The 24247-nt window shown below is 56.6% G+C and carries 25 protein-coding genes; 9 read left to right on the forward strand and 16 right to left on the reverse strand.

The features are described from left to right. The first annotated feature begins 574 nt into the window (after positions 1 to 574). A complete protein-coding gene (locus FKG95_RS16480; RefSeq protein ID WP_142897472.1) occupies positions 575 to 1621 on the forward strand; it encodes a Gfo/Idh/MocA family protein in 1047 nt (348 codons plus the stop codon). Positions 1622 to 1661: 40 nt separating this feature from the next. Here the strand turns inward: FKG95_RS16480 and FKG95_RS16485 are convergent, their stop codons facing one another. After that, a complete protein-coding gene (locus FKG95_RS16485) occupies positions 1662 to 2072 on the reverse strand; it encodes a VOC family protein (RefSeq protein WP_142897473.1) in 411 nt (136 codons plus the stop codon). Positions 2073 to 2094: 22 nt separating this feature from the next. Beyond that, complete coding sequence (locus tag FKG95_RS16490; RefSeq protein WP_142897474.1) at positions 2095 to 2868, reverse strand: 5'-methylthioadenosine/adenosylhomocysteine nucleosidase; 774 nt, start codon at positions 2866 to 2868, stop codon at positions 2095 to 2097. A 192-nt stretch (positions 2869 to 3060) separates the two neighbouring features. Here FKG95_RS16490 and FKG95_RS16495 point away from each other — a divergent pair, with 192 nt between their 5' ends. After that, positions 3061 to 3906 (forward strand): AAA family ATPase, encoded by an 846-nt coding sequence (locus FKG95_RS16495; RefSeq protein ID WP_142897475.1) that lies wholly within the window; start codon positions 3061 to 3063, stop codon positions 3904 to 3906. A 43-nt stretch (positions 3907 to 3949) separates the two neighbouring features. Further along, entirely contained in the window at positions 3950 to 5134 is a 1185-nt protein-coding gene (locus tag FKG95_RS16500) for a vWA domain-containing protein (protein WP_142897476.1), read from the forward strand. Between the two features lie 76 nt (positions 5135 to 5210). Here the strand turns inward: FKG95_RS16500 and FKG95_RS16505 are convergent, their stop codons facing one another. The 3 genes from FKG95_RS16505 to FKG95_RS16515 all read right to left on the reverse strand — a co-directional run bounded on the left by FKG95_RS16505 (position 5211) and on the right by FKG95_RS16515 (position 8304). Continuing rightward, positions 5211 to 6017 carry a hypothetical protein gene (locus FKG95_RS16505; protein ID WP_142897477.1) on the reverse strand — a complete coding sequence of 269 codons (807 nt, stop codon included), beginning with the start codon at positions 6015 to 6017 and terminating at the stop codon, positions 5211 to 5213. Between the two features lie 436 nt (positions 6018 to 6453). Next, complete coding sequence (locus tag FKG95_RS16510; RefSeq protein ID WP_142897478.1) at positions 6454 to 7179, reverse strand: PEP-CTERM sorting domain-containing protein; 726 nt, start codon at positions 7177 to 7179, stop codon at positions 6454 to 6456. A 117-nt stretch (positions 7180 to 7296) separates the two neighbouring features. Further along, positions 7297 to 8304, reverse strand: a complete 1008-nt coding sequence (locus FKG95_RS16515) for a hypothetical protein (protein ID WP_142897479.1) — start codon at positions 8302 to 8304, stop codon at positions 7297 to 7299. Positions 8305 to 8843: 539 nt separating this feature from the next. On the opposite strand from FKG95_RS16515, the gene FKG95_RS16520 reads away from it, so the two are divergent. Further along, positions 8844 to 10601 carry a helix-turn-helix domain-containing protein gene (locus tag FKG95_RS16520; protein WP_179954127.1) on the forward strand — a complete coding sequence of 586 codons (1758 nt, stop codon included), beginning with the start codon at positions 8844 to 8846 and terminating at the stop codon, positions 10599 to 10601. A gap of 19 nt (positions 10602 to 10620) precedes the next feature. Here the strand turns inward: FKG95_RS16520 and FKG95_RS16525 are convergent, their stop codons facing one another. The 5 genes from FKG95_RS16525 to FKG95_RS16545 all read right to left on the reverse strand — a co-directional run bounded on the left by FKG95_RS16525 (position 10621) and on the right by FKG95_RS16545 (position 13635). Then, positions 10621 to 11127 carry a GNAT family N-acetyltransferase gene (locus FKG95_RS16525; RefSeq protein WP_179954128.1) on the reverse strand — a complete coding sequence of 169 codons (507 nt, stop codon included), beginning with the start codon at positions 11125 to 11127 and terminating at the stop codon, positions 10621 to 10623. After that, positions 11120 to 11737 (reverse strand): hypothetical protein, encoded by a 618-nt coding sequence (locus FKG95_RS16530; RefSeq protein WP_142897482.1) that lies wholly within the window; start codon positions 11735 to 11737, stop codon positions 11120 to 11122. Before FKG95_RS16530 ends, FKG95_RS16525 begins: the two co-directional genes overlap by 8 nt. A gap of 74 nt (positions 11738 to 11811) precedes the next feature. Then, on the reverse strand, positions 11812 to 12276 hold the full coding sequence (locus FKG95_RS16535; RefSeq protein ID WP_142897483.1) for a PilZ domain-containing protein: 465 nt from the start codon (positions 12274 to 12276) through the stop codon (positions 11812 to 11814). 150 nt (positions 12277 to 12426) lie between these two features. Continuing rightward, positions 12427 to 12990, reverse strand: coding sequence for a hypothetical protein (locus FKG95_RS16540; protein WP_142897484.1), 564 nt, complete (start codon positions 12988 to 12990; stop codon positions 12427 to 12429). Between the two features lie 60 nt (positions 12991 to 13050). After that, complete coding sequence (locus tag FKG95_RS16545) at positions 13051 to 13635, reverse strand: DUF1499 domain-containing protein (protein WP_142897485.1); 585 nt, start codon at positions 13633 to 13635, stop codon at positions 13051 to 13053. 442 nt (positions 13636 to 14077) lie between these two features. Between FKG95_RS16545 and FKG95_RS16550 the strand changes: the two genes are divergently transcribed. Continuing rightward, the gene (locus tag FKG95_RS16550) at positions 14078 to 14845 is read left to right on the forward strand and encodes a retropepsin-like aspartic protease family protein (RefSeq protein ID WP_142897486.1); all 768 of its coding nucleotides are present in this window, start codon (positions 14078 to 14080) and stop codon (positions 14843 to 14845) included. A 57-nt stretch (positions 14846 to 14902) separates the two neighbouring features. Here the strand turns inward: FKG95_RS16550 and FKG95_RS16555 are convergent, their stop codons facing one another. The 6 genes from FKG95_RS16555 to FKG95_RS16580 are packed head-to-tail and all read right to left on the reverse strand — an operon-like array spanning position 14903 to position 20517. After that, complete coding sequence (locus FKG95_RS16555; RefSeq protein WP_142897487.1) at positions 14903 to 15712, reverse strand: phosphodiesterase; 810 nt, start codon at positions 15710 to 15712, stop codon at positions 14903 to 14905. Beyond that, positions 15709 to 16743, reverse strand: a complete 1035-nt coding sequence (locus FKG95_RS16560; RefSeq protein ID WP_142897488.1) for an ABC transporter ATP-binding protein — start codon at positions 16741 to 16743, stop codon at positions 15709 to 15711. The genes FKG95_RS16555 and FKG95_RS16560 overlap by 4 nt, the downstream gene beginning before the upstream one ends. Then, positions 16740 to 17531 carry an ABC transporter permease gene (locus tag FKG95_RS16565; RefSeq protein WP_142897489.1) on the reverse strand — a complete coding sequence of 264 codons (792 nt, stop codon included), beginning with the start codon at positions 17529 to 17531 and terminating at the stop codon, positions 16740 to 16742. The genes FKG95_RS16560 and FKG95_RS16565 overlap by 4 nt, the downstream gene beginning before the upstream one ends. Positions 17532 to 17537: 6 nt before the next feature. Next, entirely contained in the window at positions 17538 to 18341 is an 804-nt protein-coding gene (locus tag FKG95_RS16570) for an ABC transporter permease (RefSeq protein WP_142897490.1), read from the reverse strand. 54 nt (positions 18342 to 18395) lie between these two features. Then, positions 18396 to 19412 carry an ABC transporter substrate-binding protein gene (locus FKG95_RS16575; protein ID WP_142897491.1) on the reverse strand — a complete coding sequence of 339 codons (1017 nt, stop codon included), beginning with the start codon at positions 19410 to 19412 and terminating at the stop codon, positions 18396 to 18398. Between the two features lie 4 nt (positions 19413 to 19416). Continuing rightward, positions 19417 to 20517, reverse strand: coding sequence for a LacI family DNA-binding transcriptional regulator (locus tag FKG95_RS16580; protein ID WP_142897492.1), 1101 nt, complete (start codon positions 20515 to 20517; stop codon positions 19417 to 19419). A 164-nt stretch (positions 20518 to 20681) separates the two neighbouring features. On the opposite strand from FKG95_RS16580, the gene FKG95_RS16585 reads away from it, so the two are divergent. The 4 genes from FKG95_RS16585 (at position 20682) to FKG95_RS16600 (ending at position 23800) form a co-directional block, all read left to right on the forward strand. Continuing rightward, positions 20682 to 20981, forward strand: coding sequence for a ribbon-helix-helix domain-containing protein (locus tag FKG95_RS16585; RefSeq protein WP_142897493.1), 300 nt, complete (start codon positions 20682 to 20684; stop codon positions 20979 to 20981). A 171-nt stretch (positions 20982 to 21152) separates the two neighbouring features. Beyond that, the gene (locus FKG95_RS16590) at positions 21153 to 21548 is read left to right on the forward strand and encodes a VOC family protein (protein WP_142897494.1); all 396 of its coding nucleotides are present in this window, start codon (positions 21153 to 21155) and stop codon (positions 21546 to 21548) included. Between the two features lie 95 nt (positions 21549 to 21643). After that, positions 21644 to 22192: a twin-arginine translocation signal domain-containing protein gene (locus FKG95_RS16595; RefSeq protein ID WP_142897495.1), complete on the forward strand. Its 549-nt coding sequence runs from the start codon at positions 21644 to 21646 to the stop codon at positions 22190 to 22192. 36 nt (positions 22193 to 22228) lie between these two features. Further along, a complete protein-coding gene (locus tag FKG95_RS16600; RefSeq protein WP_142897496.1) occupies positions 22229 to 23800 on the forward strand; it encodes a GMC family oxidoreductase in 1572 nt (523 codons plus the stop codon). The last annotated feature ends 447 nt before the right edge of the window (positions 23801 to 24247 follow it).

Here is a 24247-nt window from a genome sequence, read left to right on the forward strand (position 1 = left end):
TTTCTTGACATTTTCGGAATTGAACAATATATACGCTCTATGATTATTCAGAGCTCCATAACGCCGGCAGCAGTGCGCGATGGCGATACTTCTGCGGCTCCGTCCCTCGTCGCAAACCAACCGAGGATTTCCCAGTCAACAGCGCCTGAGACGACACGGCCGGTTGAGGCCAGTGATCGTTCTGAGGTTGTTCGGAATGAAGATCCTGCGCCAGCTGAAGCTTCGGGTCGCGGCAGCTTAGTGGACGTATCGGTTTAAGCGGACAGTTCGGTACCTGAATTCACCTGCGCCTACGCAGACAACCCGGGTTTTAGCGTCGACGACCATTTAGTTGGTTGCCGGCGCTAGGACCTGTTGCGCATACCAGCTTATTTTCACAGCCGATCACGACACCACTCGGGCCTTCTCCGGTCGTCTAGGAGAGTTCCGAAACTTCTCCATACAGTACCCCAGCCCGCTCACCTGCGGTTCCGGCGAGCCGTTTTGGGATCACCCGGCCTGCGTCCGCAAGAAAGAGCTGCATTCAGCGTGACAAAGGCTGGATAGGGATCGAGCGCTTGAGTAAAGATGGGGCATGAGCACAGCAAGCAAACCCCCGCCTGCCCGGCTTGCAATTGCCGGCGTCGGCCTCGTCGGAAAACGCCACGCGGAAATCCTTGCGAACGAAGGCACGCTGGCGGCTATCGCCGACCCCTCGCCCTCTGCGGCTGCTGTAGCGGCGGAGCTGGGGGTTCCGATCTATCCGAACCTGAGAGACCTGCTATCGTCCGAAAGACCAGATGGTGTAGTTGCCGCTACCCCCAATCAGAGTCACGAGGCCGACGGCCTGGCATGTATTGCGGCTGATGTGCCGGTGCTGATCGAAAAACCGCTGGCCAGTGACGTCGCGGGCGCAGAACGGCTCGTTGCCGCAGCAAAGGCGTCCCAAGTCCCGCTTCTGGTCGGACACCACCGCAGATACAACCCGCTGATAACAAAAGCCAAAACCGAGATTCTCTCAGGACGTCTTGGAGATCTCGTCGCCGTCAACGCACTCTGCTGGCTCTACAAACCTGACGGTTATTTCGATGTAGCCTGGCGGCGGGAGCCCGGTGCCGGTCCGGTCTTCATTAACCTGATCCACGACGTCGAACTCTTACTGCACTTATGTGGGGACGTTGCCGCTGTTCAGTCCGCGGAGTCGAATGCTGTCCGGGCTAATAATGTCGAGGACACCGCAGTCGTCATCCTGCGCTTTAAAAGCGGTGTTCTGGGGACCATTACCGTGTCCGATACCGTGACGTCGCCCTGGAGTTGGGAGCTGACCGCCGCCGAAAACCCTTCCTACCCGGCGACAGGCGCTTTCTCCTACATGATCGGCGGCACACGCGGGTCGCTCTCCATTCCGGATCTGAGTCTTTGGGCGAACCCTGACGAACAGGGGTGGCACGCACCTCTTGATCGCAATCTGTTGGAGGCTGAAACCGCCGATCCCCTCATCCTCCAGCTTCGTCACTTCGCAGAGGTCGCGCGAGGGACGGCGCAGCCTCATGTCACCGGAGCGGACGGCTTAAGAGCGCTCAAGGTCATCGCAGCGATTAAAGAGGCCGCGAGGAGCGGCAGGGTCGTTGAGATAGACTAACGCTCTCTTTGAATCGGTACAGGCAATCCAGCAGAGGCAATCAGCGCGGATCGTAGGCGAACTCGACCCGGACACCCCCTGGATCCTTGATCATCGCGTGGATCTTTGGCCCCGCGCCGGAGGGTTCCGGGGCGAACTCGACCGTCACGCCGGGCCAGGCTGAGACGCTCTCGAACAAAGCGTTGAGAGCGGCCTCATCCGCGACCTTGAGCGCCAGATGGTGCAGTCCGACGTTCTGTCTGCGGTCAAAGGTTACGCAGCTGTCGGGGTCTTCCACCTGCCAGAGCGTCAGCACCGAAGTGCCGTCCGAGACAAAAGCAGAGGGATAATCCGGCTTGCCGCCGACCTTCTTCCAGCCCAGGCAGTTGACAAAGAAGCCTTCGGAAGCTTCGAGGTTCTGGACGGCAAGGCCAATATGGTCGACGCCGAGCGTCATTGGAGTGTCGGGCACGCACTATCTCCTGTGAGGTCGGTCATAAAACGCGGATCAGGCGCCGCAGCACAATGGCGGCACCGGCGGCGGTTTCGTGGAGGAATTTGATGAAGTCCATCCCGCTTTCCTCACCAGCCAGATCGCTGAGTGAGCGGACAACAATCCAGTCAATGCCAAAGCGTTCGGCAACCTGGGCGACCGCGGCGCCTTCCATCTCGACCGCCTGCCCGCCCAGCTCGTTGTGCAAACGGTTGCGGGTCGCGGTGCAGTTCACGAACTGATCTCCGGTCAGGATCGTGCCGAATTGAAGCTTTGGCGTCCGTGCCTCGCCACCGCCCGCCTCGGCTGAGAGCATTGGGAGTTCGAAGCCCTCCAATGCCGTCCCGATCCGGGAGGCCAGGCCTTCGTCCAGGTAATAACCGAAGCGTTCACTGGGCGCGAAGATCGGCAGGTGACCCGGGTGGTAGCTCTCGGTCACTCCATTGTTGATGATGCCGTAGTCATGCTGAATCAGGTGTTTGCCGACGATGACGTCGCCGACCCCTAATGCGGGGTCCAATCCCCCCGCGACCCCGGAGAAAAGCAGGCTTTTACAGGCAAATTCCTGAGCCAGGATTGTCGCGACCACAGCGGCATTGACCTTGCCCATGCCCGCCTCGACCAAAATACAGTGTTTTCCCTCCAGCTCCCCCTCGGCGAACGCGAAACCGCCATGGCTCGTGACCTTTTCCTGCTTGAAAGCGCTGCCGAACTGGGCGATTTCATCTGGGATCGCGCAGATAATACCGATGACGGGAGATGGATTTTCGGACACGGCCGACTCCTGATTGACGGCGGGCATGACCCTGCCCGGACAAGACCCTAATGCTATACGGTTTTGCGGCGCATCAGTTCAAGCTGTGATTCACGTCTTTTACAATGGGCGATCAAACTCTAATCTGCGGCGTGTTTGTGCGGCGCACCCAAAAGTGGGCGCCGGATATTGTCGTCTCCGAGGAGGAACAGCGTGCAGTTTCAAGGCACCGATGCTTACGTCGCGACTGAGGATTTGAAGGTGGGCGTGAATGCGGCCATCACACTCGAGAGGCCCTTGTTGGTCAAAGGGGAACCGGGAACGGGAAAGACCGTGCTCGCCGAACAGATCGCGCAGTCGTTGGGCCGGAACCTGATTGAATGGAATATCAAGTCGACCACCAAGGCACAGCACGGCCTCTACGAATACGATGCCGTCGCGCGGCTTCGTGACGGCCAATTGGGTGATGACCGGGTCAACGACATCGCGAACTACATCATCAAAGGCAAACTCTGGGAGGCTTTTGAGGCCGATGTGGCGCCGGTTCTTCTGATCGATGAGATCGACAAGGCAGATATCGAATTCCCAAACGATCTGCTGCAGGAACTGGACCGGATGGAGTTCTATGTCCATGAGACCCAGCAGTTGGTCAAGGCGCGCAACCGTCCGATCGTGCTGATTACCTCCAATAATGAGAAGGAACTGCCGGATGCCTTCCTGCGCCGCTGCTTCTTTCACTACATCCGCTTCCCGGACCGGGAGACCATGGAAAAGATTGTTCAGGTTCATTATCCCGATGTAAAACAGCAGCTTCTGCGGGATGCTTTGACCGTTTTCTACGAGGTCCGCGAGGTCACCGGCCTGCGCAAAAAACCCTCGACCTCCGAGCTCCTCGATTGGCTTAAGCTGCTGATGTCCGAGGATATGCCCGAGGATATCCTGCGGTCTCATGACCGTTCGAGCATGATCCCGCCGCTCTACGGTGCTTTGCTCAAGTCGGAACAGGATGTCCACCTCTTCGAGCGTCTCGCATTTCTGAACCGCCGGGAGCGGACCTGATCGCCAAAGAGAGACAGACCACCTCCATTAGGGCTGCGAAGCGATGTTCCTGAAACTCTTCTTTGAACTGCGCGATGCCGAAGTGCCGGTGACCCTGCGCGAATACCTCGATCTGCTGAATGGGGTGGTCTCCGGGGTCGCGGACTTCCGGGTCGATGACTTCTATTACCTGGCGCGCACGGTTCTGGTGAAGGATGAACGCTATCTGGACCGCTTCGACCAGGTCTTTGGTCATGTCTTCAAGGGCCTGGAGAAGGCCGAGGGCTCAGGGGATGAAGCGGAAATCCCCGAGGAATGGCTGCGCAAACTAACCGAACTGAACCTGACTGACGAGGAAAAGGCCAAGATCAAGGCCATGGGCGGCTGGGACGCCCTGATGGAAACCCTGAAAAAGCGGCTGGAAGAACAGAAAGGCCGGCATCAGGGCGGCAGCAAGTGGATCGGCACCGGCGGAACCTCGCCTTACGGCGCCTACGGCTATAATCCGGAGGGCGTGCGCATCGGCCAGGACGGCAACCGGAATTTCAGCGCGGTCAAGGTCTGGGACAAGCGCGAGTTCAAGGATTTGGATTCAAACGTCGAACTCGGCACCCGCAACATCAAGATGGCTCTGCGCCGCTTGCGCAGCTTCGCCCGCGAGGGAGCGGCCACAGAGCTCGATATTGACGACACCATTTCCTCCACGGCGCGCAACGGCGGCTGGCTGGACGTGAAGCTGGTGCCAGAACGGCACAACGCCGTGAAGCTGCTGCTGATGCTCGATGTGGGCGGCTCTATGGATCCGCACGTGAAGACCTGTGAAGAGCTCTTCTCGGCCGCGCGCAGCGAGTTCAAGCACCTGGAATACTATTACTTCCACAACTGCCCTTACGAAGCACTGTGGCGCGAGAACCGCCGCCGCTGGAACGACACCACCGACACCTGGGAAGTACTGCACACCTACCCATCCGACTATAAGCTTGTCTTTGTCGGCGACGCCTCCATGAGTCCCTACGAGATCACCTATCCGGGCGGCAGCGTGGAGCATATGAACAAGGAAGCCGGCGCCGTCTGGATCCAACGCCTTCTCCAGGCTTATCCCTCGGCAGTGTGGCTGAACCCCATGAAAGAAGCCTATTGGGGTTACACCACCTCGATCGGCATTATTCAGCAGCTTATGGAAGGCCGGATGTTCCCCATGACCCTTGAGGGCTTGGATGCCGCCATGCGGGAACTGACGAAGAAGTGAACACTTCTGGCGGGCTCAAAATGCACTTGTGAACTGGCATGACAGCGCTGTCACTGTACCTTACTACGATTCGGTATCAGACTCTCCTACTGAGCTGAAAGGTCACGATTCCGGAAGCCCCGTATTCGAGATAATAAGTAAACAAGCCCGCTTTTTGGCGTTCCGGGTATCGGGCCGCTCTGTAGTTCTCTGATGTGTAGAGTTTCCACTTTTGAATGTAGTCGATAACATCGTCAAGCTCAGGGTCGTCCTTGTTGCTGAAAAGACTCTCGAATTCAAACCTGCTCATGATAAAGCCACCGGCTTCAGTCGAGCCGATGAAGGGATTGTTGAGATAAAAAACGAAAACGAGAGGTTCTGTTTCCGACTCTTTGGGGTTCATTGGCGCATTTGTTTTATAGACCGTGACCCCCTCAACGCCGGCGCCGCTCGAGCTCATAACGTAAGTTGGCGCGTTGTATCCCGACAGGTCTTTGCTCTTCTCAATCCATTGTGCCAGCAACTTTGCAAGCGCAGACGTGAGGTCCTTAAACTCTATGTCTTTGGCACTTGCTGGTGAGTCCGGGGAGCGCTGCCATATCTGGAACGCTTCTGCGGGTGCGGGAATTGAAGCGGCATCATTCGGCAGCGGTCCGCGATACTTACCCGACGCAGGCTCCGCGCCGATATCCTTCTTCAAAGCGCTATGGCAATTGTTTGAAATGATAGCAGCTTGATTTATCGCGCTGGTTGAAAACCGGATGACCTTTTCAGCATCACTTCGGGCACGCGATGCAGCTTTGAATTGGAAGCCAGTCAGCGCTTGAACAACAATTGCCATAACCGGTTCCGGCGGAGATGGTGGCGCTATCTCATTGCTGGCGGCCTTCATTGGATCAGTCATTTCCCAGATGCCCCTTGAACGAGTTTTAGCCTCAAGACTTTGGAGCCAGACTCACAAAAAAAAACAGGGGAGGCGCCGGGTGATTGACTTCTGCATACGGCGATCTTTTTGAGTTGCTTGAGTAACCCGCATTTTACCGAGCATAACGCGGCAACCTTTACGCAAAGTGCTAAGGCAGAAAAACTGCTCTCAAATTCCTCCGTTCACTCAAAATGATAGGTCTTTCAGCGAGAAAACGAAGAGAAATTGAGTTTCTGTCCCGTTTGTGGGCAAGTTTGTCTAAAATATACAACACTGCTTCTATGTGTATTTACTCTATCCGCTAATGTCTGAAGAAACACTCGGTTCGGGTCGCATAGAAAAACCCGCTCACCGCTGTACGCGATCCCAATCCAAAATGTCCTGAACGGCAGTGTCAAATCGAAAAACTATGGCTTCAGATGCAGCGAAAATGGTCTCTCGCTGACATCCTTGAGGCCATTGAGTTTCGCCGGCGCAAACCCGCTGCCGAAAGGCCGATCAAACCGAGACCAAACAAACTGAGAGTTGCAGGCTCGGGAACGGCAACCGGATTGCTGTTGAGCGAGAAGAAGAGGTTCAGGTTCGAATTGCTGAAAACGCCGTTGTTGTTCCTGGAGAGACTGGATCCCCCCTGGTCCGCCAGCCAACCCCAGACCCGAAGATCATCGGAAACATCAGTGATCGATAGCCAGTAGCGTGTGTCCGCCTCAAGAAACAAGCCGGCGCCCAAGTCCGCCTCATAGTGGTAGACGAAGGAAAAATCACTATCCTGGGTTATCACGGGATCCAACGTGATTTGAAACAGCGGCGTGCTGGCCGGCCTCGATCCGCTGTGCGCATAAAAGCCGATTTCAAAGGTGGTACTGGGGAACACCTTGCCCATCCAGGTGAGCGAAGTCACCGTTGAGGCGGATGACAGGCGGAAGTCATCGAAAGCGGTTCTTTCGAAGTTGCTGTTAAAAGCCTTACCATCACTCGTGGCTGCATTCGTGTTTTTGGTTCCCGACGGGCCCTGTTCGTAAATGACGGTTGCCTTGGCATTTGAGATCGCAAGGGTCCCGACTAACATCAGGCCGGCCAGTACGGCCGAGAATAATTTCATTACACCGATTCCCCATGGAGAAGTATTGTGTCGGCTCAAGTTGCGGCCGCATGCTATCGGGAATAGGCACGACACCCGTCGTGAAAGCACTGGAAATTTGTGGAAATCTTTACGGGGGGTTAGTCCTTGCGAGACAGGATTTGTCAGAGCAAAACCTCACTCGACCTTCCGTTCCGTGACTGTTGCGACGTTGTTCCGTGGCCTGCCTTTGGTGCATCTGCCACCCAGAATCTTGTTTAAGCGCTTACTGTCTTGAATGCTCAACCGGTCAACAGAGTTCATGCGGGCTCCGCTCAGCGTATCCATCAGCGTCCGCTCCAGAGCTTGCGACGGCGCGATATCCAGGCCGGCCAAAATGAGGTCTTCGACGATAGAACCCTCAAGTGGACTTGAGAGAGGTGCCGCTTTAACCGCCGTCCCTTTTGCTCCTGCGGCCGGCAGACGTATCATCAAAACCCGGCTGATACTGGGATGAGGCATGTCCTCCTCCAATGACGCGCCAGCTTTGTGTCCGAACATAAAGTTCGCCGGCGTGTCCGGAGAATAGAGATTAAAGTAAAGGTCGCTGCGCTGATCACGCTCACTGACGTCGATCCCGATCAAGCGGTTGCGCCGGGTCACCGCGCCGAAATACCGAAGTGGGACCCTGTGAATGGACTCAATGTAGTGCGCGCGCATGGCTGAGTGCAGTTGCGCGCCGAGATCGAGCTGTAAGACGCCGCGGATCACCGGGTGACGGTCCTGGAAGGTCAGTGCGTGGCTGTAGCAGAGGTAAGTACCTTTCATGGTCTCCTGCCATCCCAGGCTGACTGTGCCTTCCTCGCCCGCATTCGGGTTTGCCCCCGGCTCGGCCCACTGCTGCAAGAAGCTGTCGACAGAGGCCCGATCGAGACGGTGGCCCGTCACGATCAAATCGGCAAACTGCTCAAGGCTGCAGGCCCCCAGAAATGCGGGCGACGCATCGAGCTCAAGCAACTGCGCCCAGGAAACATAGACCTGAGAAGCGCGCGGCGTACTTTTGCCCTGCATCCACTTGTAAAAGCTCTGCAGCTCAAAGCTGAGGCCCGTGCCATGCGCTCGAAGCTTCTGGTAAAGCTCCTTCGCTGTCCGGCAACGCAGAGCTATCCCAGTCAGCTTCAGCTTTTTGTCAAAGTCACGAACCATCTTTCCTCGATCTGCCTGGAGCAGTACCGGCAAGGCCGTCCGGCCTGCCCGTTTCTGAAGAAAGACAGTCGAGAGCTCAAATTTGAAGAGGAAACGGGTGTTTGTCCCTTATAGATGCGATTTTGTCCAAAACGTTATAACACCGGTTCGGTGTAAATCCCGGCACCATCACTCAAGCATCGAATCGCCTGCCAGAATCGGACTGCCCTCCCCCGCGCATTTCTCGATGAGTGGTCGCTTGCATCTGTGCGGGGATCGGGTAGAGAGGCGATACATCGCGTCAGACCTGAAGTCTTACCTTTCGCTTTCACGAATACTTTATACACAACCCCCATAAGAACTGGGTTCTTCAGAACACACTATGATATGTTTATTTTCTGGTAATCAGTGGCGGGGGCCTGATTCGTCCTTTTGTGAAGCAGAAGCAGTGATGCTTCCGCCAAATAACGGCATATCCCAAAAAGCCAACGGTGAGAGAAAAAAACATCCCCATGCTGGGCAGGGTAGAAGCGTTTCGGCAGCGGTTTTGGAATAAAGTGATGCCCGGGAAGGTCCTCTTCCTGGCAGCTTTTGTGTGTTTTTGTAGTGGGGTTTCCGGGGTTTGGGCGGATAACGGCCGTCCGGTCTGCCCTCCCGCAGAAGTTTCGGATTCGGCAGCAGGCGAACGGAACACACTGACCCAGAAGCTCCAGGACCGGCTGAAGCCCCTATCGGCGGACTTTTTTCTGGATCCATCGGGACGCGTTCGACCTGACGATGTAACAGACCAGACTTTTGTTCCGGGCCACTGCATCGCCATTTTCGAAGCCCCGCTTCCGGATCAGGCTCTGTGGCTTCGGTTTACGCTCACGAATGAAGAGGACGAGGCAAAAACCTGGTTTGTTGCGTTCTTGGAATTCATCTACGACAGAGTCGTCTTGTTCGAAGAAAACGCCGACGGACTTGTGGAAAGGGCGTTGAACGGCCGCAGTCTTCCTGTAGAGGAGCGCGTAAACACTGCGGTCAAAACGGGCCTGCCGATCACCATCGGTCCAGATGTTACGAAAACCTTCTATCTTCAGATTACAGGGACATTCGCGCCAAGAATAACACCGGTCATCATGACGCCGGAACTCTTCCAGGACTGGACGATCCTGACGCTTATCATGACAGCCGTGTTCCTGGGGTATGTCGGCGCCATTACGCTTTTCTGCGTCATTCTGTTTCGCCACGTCGAGGCACGCTTTTACCAATTCTACGCCATAAACATGGCCTGCTTTTTCATATTTTCCTTCATCTACGATGGATGGCTCAGCCGTTTCCTGGATGTGACTCTGCCAGTGACGAGCGTCATGCCGTTTGCAGAGTCCATCGCCGGACTGGGCGTTCTGGCCAATATTCAGTACTGCCGCGTGCTCTTGAAGATCGACAGAAGTAGACCTGGTGAGTGGCGCCTTTTGTGGCTTTTGTCGGGTCTGACGCTCGTGACGACATGTCTGTCGGCAATTGATCCCTGGAGGTTATCCACGCCCCTGCATCTGACTTATTTTGTCTGCCCTCTGGCTCTTCTCGCCGTAGCGCTCAAAAGGGTCCGTGAAGGCCTGCCGCAGGCGACAGCCGTATCCGGTGCGCTCCTGTCACTCACCCTTGGCCTTTCGGTAGCCGTCTATTTCTTTGCCTTTCCGCTTGAGATCACGCGGGCCGCTTTTGCTTATGAGCTTATTCTGCTGCGGCCTATCACCTGGGGTTACTATCTCGCGATCATGGGAGAGACCACGTTTATGATGCTGGCGATTTCGACCATGGTGAGGGCGACCCGAGAACAGGAGCAGGCGGCTTTGGCGGAGTCCGCGCTGCTGCGGCGTGACGTCACCGCGGCCGAGGCCAAACACGAGGAAATTCTGAAGGTCGCCAACACACAGATTGAGGCTCTCAAAGCCAGTTTGCGCGACAACCCGGAACGAAAAACGATGCCGTCCGCGGAGCAACGCATGGCGGACCAGGCGACCGAGTGTGTTCTTGATCATGTCTCCGAGGAGGGGTTTGGCGCCCGGGAACTGGCAGAAGCTCTGGGTATGAGCCAGAAAACTCTGGGCCGACGCCTCAAGGAGACCCACGGATTGACGACGGCCGCATTTGTCCGCTCGATCCGCTTGAAATTTGCCCGCGATCTCATTCTGCTGCGTCAACATCATACGATTACGGAAATCGCCTACGCGGCCGGTTTTTCCAGCGGAGGGCATTTCGCCAAGGTTTACCGCGAAGAGTTCGGCGAGACGCCGAGCGAAACCTTCAAGCTTCAACAGGAAGAGCAGTAGCAGTTCCTGCGGCTGGGAGTCAGGGCTGCCGGGCCGTCAGATCGAGTGACATGAGGTGGTATTTCCTGCGCGCTTGAAAGCGATGCCGTTCATAAAACCGCTGTGCACCGAAATTGTGGTTGTCGACTTCCAGGTGAAGGGCGGCGATGCCTGTACTCGCAAGCTGGGTGGTGACCTCGCGGATCACAAGACTGCCGATCCCCCTGCCCCGCACGGTCTCTTTTAAGAACAGCTCATCGATGAAAGCATCACGTCCGGCAAACTCGATCGAGTAACCAAAACAGATCGCGATGTAACCGATCCGTTCTTCCAGGTCATGGACGAACCAGACTTCACCGAGGGAGCGATCTGCGAGCAGTCGTGATAATGCGCTACGCCTGCGGTCTTCCGGCATATCGATCCGCTCGAAAGCATGGTACTCGGCCACCAGGCTGCTGAGCGCATCCAGATCATCAGGGCCGGCCCTGATCAGGTCGATGGCCTCTGGGACGACCCGTTCGGCTCCACCGAGCGGAACTTCAGGCACAGCCGGCTTCCAGTCTGGCCTGGTCAATGAAAGCCTCGAAGCTGGCGATACCCGGTGGCAGTTCGGGATCATGCTCGGGACGCCGCGTTTTCTCGGCCCTGTAGGCGGTTAAACTGCGGTCAAACGCCGAACAGGCCTCGCGCGTGCGGTTTGATAGGGCGTAGTTCACACCGATGTTGTACTCCAGGTGACTCACCAAGGCATAGTCTTCCAACTCCTGCTGTATAGCACGAGCGCGTTCGAAATAGGCACTGGACTTGTCCGCGGTTGTGACGTCCAGTTTTCTTTCTTCGGTGTTTTGTCTGCCGAGAATTGTACCGTCGCCGTAAATCCGAATCAGAAAAGCCGTTCGGCGATAGGCTTCTGCAACGCCCTCTTGATCCTTTTCTGCAGAAAAGAGTTCTGCCGCCTCGCTCATAAGCTGCCGCGCTTTTGCAATGCGGCCTGAAGACTGCATGTCTTCTGCCTGTGCGAGCTTTTTATTTGGATCCGAAGTCGCGACGACCCCCACACCCGAACAGGCGGAAAGCATCATCAGGAATGAAACACAAAGGGCAATCAGGCGCGATGTGTGAACGGCGGTGTAAGGCCGATGAAGTCTGCGGAACATCACGACAGTATTCTCAAAGCCCGAGGCGATTACAACCTCAAGGAGATACGCCGAGCAGTTATTTCTTAAAAAAGTTAAAGCGAGGTGACCCGGACTTCATTGTGAAGGATCATACTGATCAGGCGCAGCAGATAGGTACGCCGATTATCGTCTTCCATCATATGAATCCCGATATCACCACCCGTTTGCCAAGCCAGTTTGCCGCGCATGGTGCCGGCGGTCGGATGATCTATGGCAACTTCACTTCCGGGCGGCAGGTCATGGTCAAAGTGCAGGCGGAAACCGCCCAGAGAGACGTCAACAAGCTCAACATCTTCGAAATTATCGTGTCCGGAAACCTGAAGAGTAATACTGGCTGGGGATTCGAGCATGAATCGCTGCCAGGAACGCCGGTCATCAATGGAGCTGTCTTCGGCAGAGCTGTCGTGCGCAGAGCTGTCGTGCGCAGAACTGCCACGCGGGCCGGGTTTTTCGGATGCCAGATCTTTCGACGCGGCATTACTGAAACGCATGTCGGCTGCGGAATTGACCTGTGCCATGGATTTTCCCCAAAAAGCCTAAAAAGCTCCAGGAAGACCTTGGCAGAATGTGGTTAATCAATAGTTAACAAGTCTGATTGCACCGTAACAACTTGTAAACACGAGATTTTGTATCCGAACTTTGTCAGAATCGACGTCTCGTCCGCTTTTTCAATTTCCCGACTGCAGCCTGGTCAAAAGGGCTTCGAAGGTCGTTTGATCGCGCTTGAGGACAAATGGCAAAGTGTCACTGGACAGATCGAAACTGTCCTCCTGCCGGATTTCGGTGATGGTTTCCGCATAATTGGACAACAGATCACAGGTCAGGTTATCGCCGGTTGCGCCGGTGACGAAATCGCGGCTCGCGCGGCTGTAGCTGAAACAGATTTCATACTTTTCGCGCCACCGGCGGACTGTCCAGCTTCCAGACACAAGGCGCCGGTTTCCGGGAAACCACAAATACGTGCGCCCGTTTTCCGCCAGATATTCGACCTGCGTGCCCGGACCGGGCGTTTCGTTGCAGACCGGGTAATAGTACTGACCGGTCTGATGAAGAGTGCAATCCCTGTAGACGTCGACGAATGTCATCACCGTTCGTCCCGCCAGATGACTGCGCGCTTCTTCGACAGGCATCTTGTAGATGGCATAAATCGGCGGTCCGAAGACTTCACTTTGATAGCTGCAGGCGCCGAGAAGCAGGCCAAGTCCGACAAACGAAGATAATACTCTGATCATGTCAGTTCTCGAGTACATCAATCCTCAGGGTAGCATCGAAAATTCCAAGAAACGGGAGCTCTAGTCTGCATTGGCGACAGCGATCTCGATGGCTTCGATCCAAGCGGCAATCCGGTTTTGGTTCACGCCGAAGTCCTTACGTCCGTAAACCGCCCGACCATAGATCGCGAGGGTCGAGCTTCCTTCGCCGGTTTCAATAATGCGGAGCGTGACCAGATCAGGAAACTTCAGATGACGGGTGGTTGCAATGTAATCCCATTGCATCGCCGGTTCGGCGGCCAGGCCCGCGGACTCGGAAGGCTGAAGTATTGCGGGCCGCTCGCGATCGTCCGGGCGCACACCTTCCGTAGCTTCAACGATCCGGCGGACAATGGGAGCGAGTTGAGCTGCGGGAATTTCATAGCGCGGACTCTCTCTATCAAAGGCCCGTTTTTCACAAAACCCTTCCGGACAGAGAAGAAAACTGTTTGGCTTATCGCGCGGCTCAAGTGCCGCGAAATCTATACGCTCCAGGGGTGGAGCTCCGAATAACACAGCCCAGGTATTTTCACGGCCGATAATGGCCATCACAATTGCCAAAGCGAGAACCGAGGCCGCCAAGATGCCGAGCAGCCACTTGAGGCCGGTTACGAGAATGTTGATCATCTGTCCTTGTTCGCCGTCGGGTCTATTCAGCGTCGTCGTATTCTGCCGAATGCGGTTGTTTTGATGGTTTACAGCAGGCTGGCACCGCTCACGCAAGCCCGAAGCCGTGGACTCCCTGGTCGCGCTTGTAACAAGAATGAGGCGGGACGCTTTATTCCTTTGATTTTACTTAAAAATATTCGCACTTTGTTAAAAAAATTTGTTTGCTTACAAATTATGGTTAAGGCCTTTGAAGCTGTTTGCATAAGACTCTGGGATGTGTCGAGGCCTCATTGGATTCCATCATGGGTTTATCGAGTCTTGCGGACTTGACGGAAGGGACGTCTGTCCAAATCTGTTGTAGGGTGAGGCCTGCTGACATGCCGGATCCGGTGCCGGACAGTCTAATTGTCAGTTTGAAACTCGCGTATAAACGATGTAACAGCGGCAAGTCAGAGACGTTATGAGCGCACCTCAACCCAATCGCCATGAGGATCAGGAACCGCCGCGGCGTGGTCTGTCCGGGCTTGCGATCATCCTTATTGTCGTGCTTGGCGGCGCGCTGGCGCTTTACTATCTGACCCAGAGCTTCCCCGGGGCCCTTTCAAACCAGGATGAGCAGATCTCCCTGGTTTATCTCTCGGCACTGGGCCTCGCGATCCTGGTTTCCGCATTCAGCGTCCGGCGCCTTGGGAAATCCGATCTGGCCCGCTATCTGCGTTATGCAGTGCTTTGGGGCGTTATCTTTATCGTCCTGGCCGGCGGTTATAGTTATCGCTACGAACTCCAATCCTTTGGACAGCGGATCATGAGCGGCCTCGTGCCGGGCTATGGCAGTGAGACCGGCCCCAATGAAGTCACTTACAGCCGAGCCCGTGACGGTCACTTTTACGTTGATGCGGAGTCCCGCCGGGTCCCCATTCGCTTCCTTGTCGATACAGGTGCTTCGCTCGTTGTGCTGAGCCCGGGCGATGCGCAGAGACTCGGGTTCGATTTGACCAAAGTGAGATTCGACCAGATTTTCGAGACAGCCAATGGAACTGTCAGAGGTGCCAGCGCTGTATTGAACGAACTTTGGATCGGCGACCGGAGGCTCCGGAACGTGCGGGTCTCGATCAACGAAGCCCCGATGTCCAACTCTTTGCTGGGCATGAGCTTTCTTCGACAGCTCGAGAGTTACGAGGTCCGCGGCGATCTCCTCTATCTCCGCTGGGCGCCAAACCCCGGCTAATGAACTCGTCGAAGAAAATGCTGTTGCCGTTCAGTTTCAGCCCCTTGTCAGCTCCATTTATTGATGTCCGGTGAAGGGGTACGGCCCCTCATACCGTCCGACAGGAATCATGTGGGAGACGAAGCCGTCACGCCATTCGTGCAGCATGAAACCACCGGGCTCTATGGTCAGACTGTTCGCTGCATCAGGGATCTGGTTCAAAGTTACGGCATGGGAGGTTCCGGGAGCGATCTGGCACATCACGCCACCGAGCATCGCCGTCACGCTGCGATGCAGATGACCGCAGATCACCCTGACTTCATCTTCGTGTGCGTTGAGGATCTCTCTCAAGGGGCCGCTCTCCCGCAGGTTTTGTCTGTCCATCGCGTCTACTCCGGCCTTGACCGGCGGATGATGGAGCCCGACGAGAGCGGGTTTTTTCCCGAGCTCTGAAAGCGCGGCCTGCAAAAACCGCAGGGTTTTCGCGCTGAGATCGCCGTAGGGGCGCCCCTCGACCTGGCTGTCCAGTCCAATAAGGGCGAAGTCCTCGAAATCGCTGATCCAGTTCATCGGACCGCTCTCGGAAATCCAGCTGCGGTCAGGAAAACAGCGGCGTATGTTGTCTGCGCAGTCGTGGTTGCCGGGGATGACCCGGTAGGGAGTTTTCAGCGCGGACATGATTCTCAAAAAATGCCGGTACTCCGCCTCCCCGCCGGCGTCGGTTAGATCCCCGGTGACAATGGTCATGTCCACGGGACCAATGACGGGGAGCATCCGATTAATGGTTTCGATCGTTGCGGCCAGTGCGGCTGCGGTATCGACTTTTCCATAGGCGAGAGAGCCTTCGGGAATGATGTGCGTGTCGGTAAACTGGATGATCTTGGTCATGGATGGGCTGTATCTTCCGTTAATAGCATCAAGGCTTCGGGTGCAATTCTCAGCTTGACGCGCTCGCCAGGCTTCGGTGCGCTCGCGCCGGGGTGGAGTGAAAACAGAAGTGTGCCGGTCACACCACTCAAACCGATTCGATAGTGGGTTCCCAGAAAAGTCACGCTTTCGACCCGGCCGGAGAGTTGACCGTCATCGGCAATACAAACGTCCTCCGCACGCACATAGACCGCTCGGCCTGTACCATCATCAGGCAACGAAAGCTGGCCGCCCTCGAGGCTTAGCGTCCTCCCCTGCTCGACCTTGCCCAGACGCATGGCGTTACCCACAAATCTGGCCACGAACGGTGAACCCGCATTCCGGTAGAGGTTTTCCGGGCTCCCGATCTGCTCGATCCGGCCATCCGACATCACCGCGACCCGGTCCGCTATAGCCATCGCCTCGTTCTGGTCATGCGTTACAAAAATGGCGGTTATCCCAAATCTGCGGAGAAGATCGGACAGCTCGTCGCGCAGACTGTCACGAAGCGCGGCGTCCAGGGCAGACAACGGTTCATCCAGCAAAAGCAGTCGTGGCCGGGGGGCAAAGGCCCGGGCCAGGGCCACCCGCTGCCGCTGGCCGCCGGACAAGGCGGTTACGGCGCGATTGGCCAGAGGAGTGAGACGGCAGAGCGTCAGCACTTCCTCCACTCTTTGGTCAATCTCCGCTCTGGGCCGCTTCTGCATTTTCAGCCCGTAGGCAATGTTGGTGCGAACCGACATATTGGGAAAGAGCGCGTAGGACTGGAACACCATACCAACGTTGCGTTTTTCGACAGGCAGACGGGTGACATTGTCGCTGCCGAACCAGACCTCGGTCCCTTCATCAGGTTTTTCCAGGCCCGCGATGATCCGCAACAGAGTTGTCTTGCCGCAGCCGGACGGCCCTAACAGAGAGACGATCTCGCCGGTTTCGATGACGAGATCGCTGGGCAGCAGCGCCCTTGTTCCGTCGGGGTAGGTTTTCGACGCGTTCTTCAAACTGAGTGTCATGCCGAAATCCTCTGCGCACGATTGGAGGCCCATTGCATAGCCGTCAGCAGCGGCACGATCATGACGAAGAATATGAGCGTGTAGGCCGAGGCAATTTCCAACCGCATCGAGGCGTAGCTGTCTGCCAGCCCGACCGGTAAGGTTTTCAGATAGGGCGTATGAAGCATCCAGGTGAGATTGAATTCACCGATCGAGAGCGTGACCACCGTCAAAGCGCCGGCCAGAATGCCGGGCATGGCGTTGGGCACGACAACATCGCAAAACCGCCGCAGAGATCCCGCTCCAAGAGTCGCAGCCCCCTCCTCCAGGGTTTTGAGATCGATCGCGGCCAGCACGGCGAGCACCGAACGCACCATGAAGGGCAGCGTGTAAAGGACGTGACCCACGAGAATAAAACTCCAGGACGTCCGGAAGCCCTGCATGGTGCCGTAGAGTTGCAGCAGCGCAAGTGCGAGCGCGAGCCCGGGAACAGCCAAAGGCAGGGAGATGAATTCCTCCAGAATTCGTGAGATCCAGCCCGGATTCTTTGCCAGCGCGTAGGCCGCCGGCACACCGATGATGATGGTGCAGACCAGACAGGAGAGCGCTAGCCAGATCGAGAGAAAGACGCTGTCGGCATAAAGCTCCCAGACCTTCCAGAGCCACTTCAAGGTCAGTCCGGAAGACACCCCTTTAAAGTAATTGACCGTCAGGCCCGCAAGAACCGACTGGATGGCCGGTACAAGCAAAAAGGCACAAGCCAAAAGAGTAATCGCAAGCTGAAGGACCTTGATGATGGAAAACCGCATGCGCTTCTAACCTCCCGCCGCGACAGTGGTGCCGGAAAGGCTGCGCGCGATCAGCAGAAGCGCCCAGGTCACAAGGCCTAAGACAATCGACAACGCGGAAGCCATCGCGATATTGGCTGAGAGTGTGAACTCCGTGTAAATCACCATCGGCAGGACGTCGATATTGGTCGCGAGGGTAAAGGCAGTGCCGAAAGCACCCATGGCGGTGGCGAAGGCAATGGCGCCCGCCGCGACCAGCGAAGGCCCCAGACCGGGCAGAATGACATCACGGACCACCGTGAAGGGGCTTGCACCCAGTGATCGGGCGGCTTCCTCCAGTTCACGGTCGAGCTTTTCCGTAGCGGCCATCACCGTCAGCAATACGCGCGGGATGGAAAAGTAAAGGTATCCCAGAAAGAGGCCGAAGGTTGAGTAGGCGAAAACCACGTGCCCCGGGGTCAATTGGTTGACCAGACCCTGCCGGCCACCCAGAAGAATAATCAGGAAACCCACGACCACCCCCGGAAACGCCAGAGGAAGCGTCAGAATAGATAAAAGAACGCCGCGGCCGGCAAACCGGTTTCGCGCCAGGAAGAGGCCCGCTGTCGTCGAGATGACAAGCGCGGTGGCCGTAACGGCGAGAGATACCAGAACCGTCTGCATCAGGGCGCTGAGATAGCGGGGTTTCTGGATGATTTCCAGATAGACGGCCCAGCCCGACGCGCCTTCGACCGAAGCCAGAAACAGGCGCATGAGCGGCAGCGCCAGAAATGCCAGGGAAAAGATGAGCAGCGGCAAAAGGCAGATGAGTAGGAAACGTTGATTTGTCATATCTAAATGAAGAGAGGGGCGGACCGACCCGCCCCTCCTGTCCAATTCGCCGCTTTATTTGACTTCCGAGAGATAACGCTCGCCGAAACCGGCCTGCGCCTTTTCCATTGCCGCGTAGTCGACAGCCGCCGCGCGAGCGTAATCGCTTGCCGGCAGGAACTTGGCGGCAACCTCGGCCGGGAGCTCGACCGGGCGGGACGGCTGCAGATAGGCGTTGGTCCAGATTGCCTGCCCTGCGTCGGACAGAATGAAATCCAGGACGCGCTTACCCAACTCCGGGTTCGGACCGTTCTTCACCAGGCTCATTACGTAGGGAACGCGGACGGAACCTTCGCATGGCAACACGAACTCGAAATTGCCATCCTCTTCATATTTGCCACGATAAGCATTGAAGTCGTAGTCGAACAGGATCGGGATTTCACCGGAAACGACGCGCGCGTAGGACGTCTGCTTGGGCACGATAGGATCGTTTTTCGCGAGATCCTTAAAGTATGCGATCGCCGGGTCGAAGTTGTTCAAATCGCCACCGAAGGCCATGTTGGCCGCGACAGCGCCCGCATATCCGACAAACGCGGACGACGGATCGAGATAACCAACCATCCCCTGGTATTCGGGTTTCTTCAAATCTGCAAAGCACTGTGGAACGGCGGCACCGCCCAGGGCATCAACATTCACAAAGAACCCCAATGTCCCGTAATGAATGGCGAACCACTTGCCTTCAGGATCTTTCAAGCCGTCGGGAATGTCGTCAAAACCAGCGGGCTTGTACGGTTCGACAACACCTTCATTACCGGCCTTGATACCTGTCGTCACGCCATAGTAAGCGACGTCGGCCACAGGGCTTTTCCGCTCTGCCAGAAGCTGGCTGAGAGTCTGCCCGGAATTCTTGTTGTCGTGCGGCATCTGGACATCGATGTTTTCATCGATTGCCTTAAGCATCGAAGCCCAATCCGCCCATTGCGGCGGGCAGTTATAGCAAACCGCGTCTGCAGCGCTCGCGGGAGTGGTCACAAGGCTTGCAGGTGCAGCCAGAGCGGTTGCCAAGAGAACGGCGGGTAGAATATGTTTCACAAGGTCAATCCTTTGTCTTGTCATCACATGATTTGCGGAGAGTTGGCGAAGACGACGGAGAGGCGGGCACCTTTCCGTCGTCGTTTTTTTCCGCCTTACGAGGGGGAGCCAGGCTGCCGCCCTCACGGAAATTGAATGAGAGACTTTTATTCTGCGGATCCGGTGGCGGGTTGCCGGTGAGCACGGCAAGAACCGTTTCGGCGGCACCTCGCCCCATCAGCTTCGGCCTGGTGACGATCGTTGCCAGGCTTGGCTCCATCATGGTGCCGATTTCCAAGCCGTCGAACCCGACGATAGAGAGATCGGCGGGCACTTTGCGTCCGAGTTGGCGGGCGGCGCGGATCGCCGCGATCGCGAGAAAATCGTTTGATGCAAATATGGCGCTCAGTTTCGAGTGTGCGGTCAACATGTCCGCCAGAAGCGCCGAGAGATTATCGCCGTCTTCATCGATCTCGAGCAGCACCGGAGGCGCCATGCCGAAATCGCGGCACCCGCTGACGAATCCTTCGAAGCGCTGCCGCGAACGGTCCGAGCTGCCGAACCTCAAGGCCAGGAAGCCGGTATCCCTATGCCCGGCAGCGGCAAATTCCTTCGCAACACAACGGGCGGCCTCGAAGTTATTCACGAAGCAAGCTGCCAGGTCTTTTGTCGGTTGATTGAACATCAGACAGCAGGGTAAGCCGCGCTGCCCGGCAAAGCGCAGGCCTTCACTCTTGCCTGCATCACAGACCGTCAGAACCAGTCCGTCGACCTGTTTGGCAAGAAGGGTGCGGATAGCCGCGGTTTCGCTGTCGGGGTCATAGTTCGAACAGGTCAAAAGCAGCTGATAACCTGCCTGCTGGAGTTTTTCCTGCAGGCCCTGCACCGCATCCGCAAAGACCGGGTTTGCCAGCGATGGCACCACGCAGCCAATAGTGCGCGTTGTGCTGCTTTGCAGGGCACGGCCTATGTCGCTGAATTCGAAACCCAGTTCTTTCGCCGCGTCCCAGACCCTCCGTCGTGCCGCTGGACTGGCCGAACCACTGTCGTTCAGGACACGGCTGACCGTCGCGACCCCGCAGTTCGCGCGAAGAGCAACATCCTTTATGGTAACGGTCCGGCTCACCTGTTAGCTCCGTTGGAAACGTTTCCAGTAAACCATAACGCAACTCGATGTAGCTTTGATGACAGCTTCGCCGCCGCAGTGGATTTCCCTGTTTCTCAAAAACTGCGCCATCTGCCGCAAAGCCGGACTATACTGCGGGCAAGGAAAAGAGGTGGGAGGACGTCATGTGTCACATTTTTGCCGGACAGGATCCTGAAAGCTACGCCTGCCAGACTCGCTCGATGCGGCTGAACGGGCAGAGTACGAGTATTCGACTGGAAGAAACCTTTTGGGTGCTCCTGGAAGAGATCGCCGCGTCCCAAGACATGACCGTACCGAAGTTTGTCTCGACGCTTCATGATGAAGTCCTGGAGATTCACGGCGAAGTCAGGAATTTTACATCGCTGCTGCGCTGCGCCTGCACCGTTTATCTGGACAAGGTGAAAGCCGAGAGCACCGGCAGCGTCGATAGCGCTGCCGCGTAGTATCCGGATAACACCCGACAAGCCTCCTGCCCGGTTAGACTTCCTGTAACAGAGCGGCGCGGATCCTATTTCTGATCCCCACGCACAGAAGTCAGAAGTGCTTGGCGACTCAGATAACTCCGCGCCCTGACACTGCCCGCGCCATGCCCGGGTGAAACAGGGAAGCATGTGATGGCGAAAGCAATTCACACAATGATTCGTGTCCTCGATGAGGCGCGCTCAGTCGACTTTTATCAGAAGGCCTTTGGACTGACGGTTGCTGATCGTTACGAGTTCGATGGCTTTACGCTCGTCTACCTGCGCAACGAGTCGGCGGATTTCGAGCTCGAACTGACCATCAATCACAGTCAAAGCGAAGCTTATCAGCACGGTGATGGCTACGGCCATATCGCCTTTGCGGTCGAGGACCTGGAGGCGGAACACAAGCGTTTCGCTGCGTCCGGTCTTGCCCCAAAAGACGTAGTTGAGTTCAAGCGGGATGGCGCGCTGATGGCGAAATTCTTCTTCGTTCAGGATCCGGACGGTTACAAAATCGAGGTCCTTCAACAGCATGGCCGCTATCGCTAGCGGCTCTCAGATTCCCTGATAAAGGCCACTTCATGGGCCTGGCAAAATAATAGAAAAATCAAAGAATACCGACATTTCCTTGGGAGGAAAAATAAATGAAAACAATGGGTAAAAGGCAAAAACTATCACGCCGCGGGTTTCTCGCGGCGTCCAGCGGCGCGGCTGTGGGTGTCGCGCTGGTCACCTCGGCCGGCATGGTCTCTTCACGATCAGGCGCCTGGGCCATGGAGGTCACAGCGCTGAAACCCGAGACCATGGCGACCTTGATCCAATTCGCCCGCGATATTTATCCCCATGACCAGATCGCCGACCGCTATTACGCAAAGGCTGTCAAAGGTCACGAGGAACAAGCCGCAAAGGACGAAGCGCACAAAGCAATCATCGAAGAGGGTATTGCGGAGCTCGACAGGCTCGCAGCGGAGGCCGGTTCAACTGACGGCTACCGCGGCCTCGGCTGGGAAGCCGACCGGACAGCGATCCTGCACAGCATCTCCACCACGCCCTTTTTCCAGACGATCCGGGGGAACCTGGTGGTCAGTCTCTACAATCAAAAGGAGATCTGGCCGCTCTTCGGGTTCGAGGGCGAGTCCGCCGATAAGGGTGGGTACATCACCCGTGGCTTCGACGATATCGACTGGATTTAAGGCGCAGCGCGCCATGACGGAGGTGGAAAAAAGACGATGACTGCGCCTTATGAACTAAACGATGACTCTGTTGTTGTGGTAATCGGCTCGGGGGCCGGCGGTGGAACCCTTGGCAATGAACTGGCCCAGAAGGGTGTCGATGTCGTGTTGCTCGAAGCCGGCAGCCGACACGAGTACGACGCCTTTACCAACGATGAATGGGCGAGCTTCGGACAGTTGGCCTGGCTCGACAACCGAACGACCTCGGGCTCCTGGCTCGTGGCCCGGGATTTTCCCAATCTGCCCGCCTGGATCGTGAAGGCGGTTGGCGGTTCGACGACCCACTGGGCCGGCGCTTCGCTGCGGTTTCAAGAGCATGAATTCAAGGTCCGCACGACCTACGGCGAGATTGCAGGGGCCAATCTGCTCGACTGGCCGATTACACTTCAGGAGATGGAGCCTTATTACGCCAAGGCCGAAGACAAGATGGGCGTGACCCGCACCAACGGAATCCCCGGGTTGCCGGGAAACAACAACTTCAAGGTCATGAAGGCCGGCGCGGACAAACTCGGGTACAAGGACTGCCATACCGGCCGCATGGCGATCAACTCGCAGAACCGGGACGGCCGCAACCATTGCCAGCAATCAGGCTTTTGCTTCCAGGGCTGTAAGTTCGGAGCCAAGTGGTCGACGCTTTACACCGAAATTCCCGACGGCGAAGCGACGGGTAAGCTCGAGGTCCGCGCCAACGCCCATGTGCTCCAGATTGAGCACGATGACAGCGGCAAGGTCACCGGTGTCGTCTATGCGGATGCTGAAGGTAATCAGCAGCGCCAGAAGGCCCGTGCCGTCTGTGTTGCCGGGAACTCCATCGAGAGCCCCCGCCTGCTGCTCAACTCCGCCTCGTCCAAATACCCGGATGGCCTGGCCAATTCCTCGGGACAGGTCGGCAAAAACTATATGCGGCATATGACCGGATCGGTCTACGCCCTGTTCGACCGGCCCGTGAACATGTACCGCGGCACCACTATGGCCGGGATAATCCAGGACGAGTCCCGTCACGAACCCTCGCGTGGATTTGCCGGTGGTTATGAAATGGAAACGCTCTCCCTCGGCTTGCCGTTCATGGCGGCCTTCCTTCAGCCTGGCGCCTGGGGCCGTTCCTTTACGACGGCGCTCGATGCCTACGATCACATGGCGGGGATGTGGCTGGTCGGCGAGGACATGCCGCAGGAGAGCAACGCGGTTTCCTTGCATGGCGAGATCAAGGACCAGCATGGCCTGCCGGTGCCGAACGTGCACTTCGACGATCACCCGAACGATATCGCGATGCGCGAGCACGCCTATCGGCAGGGGGCGGCTGTCTATGATGCAGTCGGTGCGACCCGGACCTTCCCGACACCGCCCTACCCCTCGACCCACAATCTCGGGACCAACCGCATGAGCGCGAAAGCCTCTGAGGGGGTCGTGAATGCCCACGGCCAAACCCACGACATCCGAAACCTCTTCATCTCGGATGGCAGTCAATTCACAACCGGCGGCGCGGAGAACCCGACCTTGACGATTGTCGCGCTGGCCATACGACAGGCGGACTTCATCTCTGATCAAATGTCCAAAGGCGTTCTGTAAACGCCACACAAAGGATCGCTTGAAGATCGAGAACAGCAGGGCCGGTTCCCAATTGGGACCGGCCCGCTTCGTTTACCCGTCCGTTCGAGTTCCCTGTTAAAAGACGCTGTTTGGCAGGTTTGCAGAATTCATTTTAAAACCCTTAGCGCGATAAACCGACAGATAAAAGTGTCGACGTTCAATGAGAAGAGCGGTTCCCCCGGACACAAATCGGTCACAGAATTCAGCTATATCTTGGTTGAAAATGATTCCCACTGATATCATCATCGGGAAAGAGTTCGATCATGGGGATTTGATTGTTTCTTAAGAATTGAAACATCGGCGCACATAGGCTTCATCGTGGAAGACAGTAATGAACGTTGTGCAGCGCGTCGGTGCCTTTTATTTATTTGCAGTATTATTTGTTGGTTGGGGTGTGGCTATCGGAAAGTACGAAGTCTTTCCTTA

Source organism: Denitrobaculum tricleocarpae (genome assembly GCF_007004665.1).
Classification (GTDB): domain Bacteria; phylum Pseudomonadota; class Alphaproteobacteria; order Kiloniellales; family Kiloniellaceae; genus Denitrobaculum; species Denitrobaculum tricleocarpae.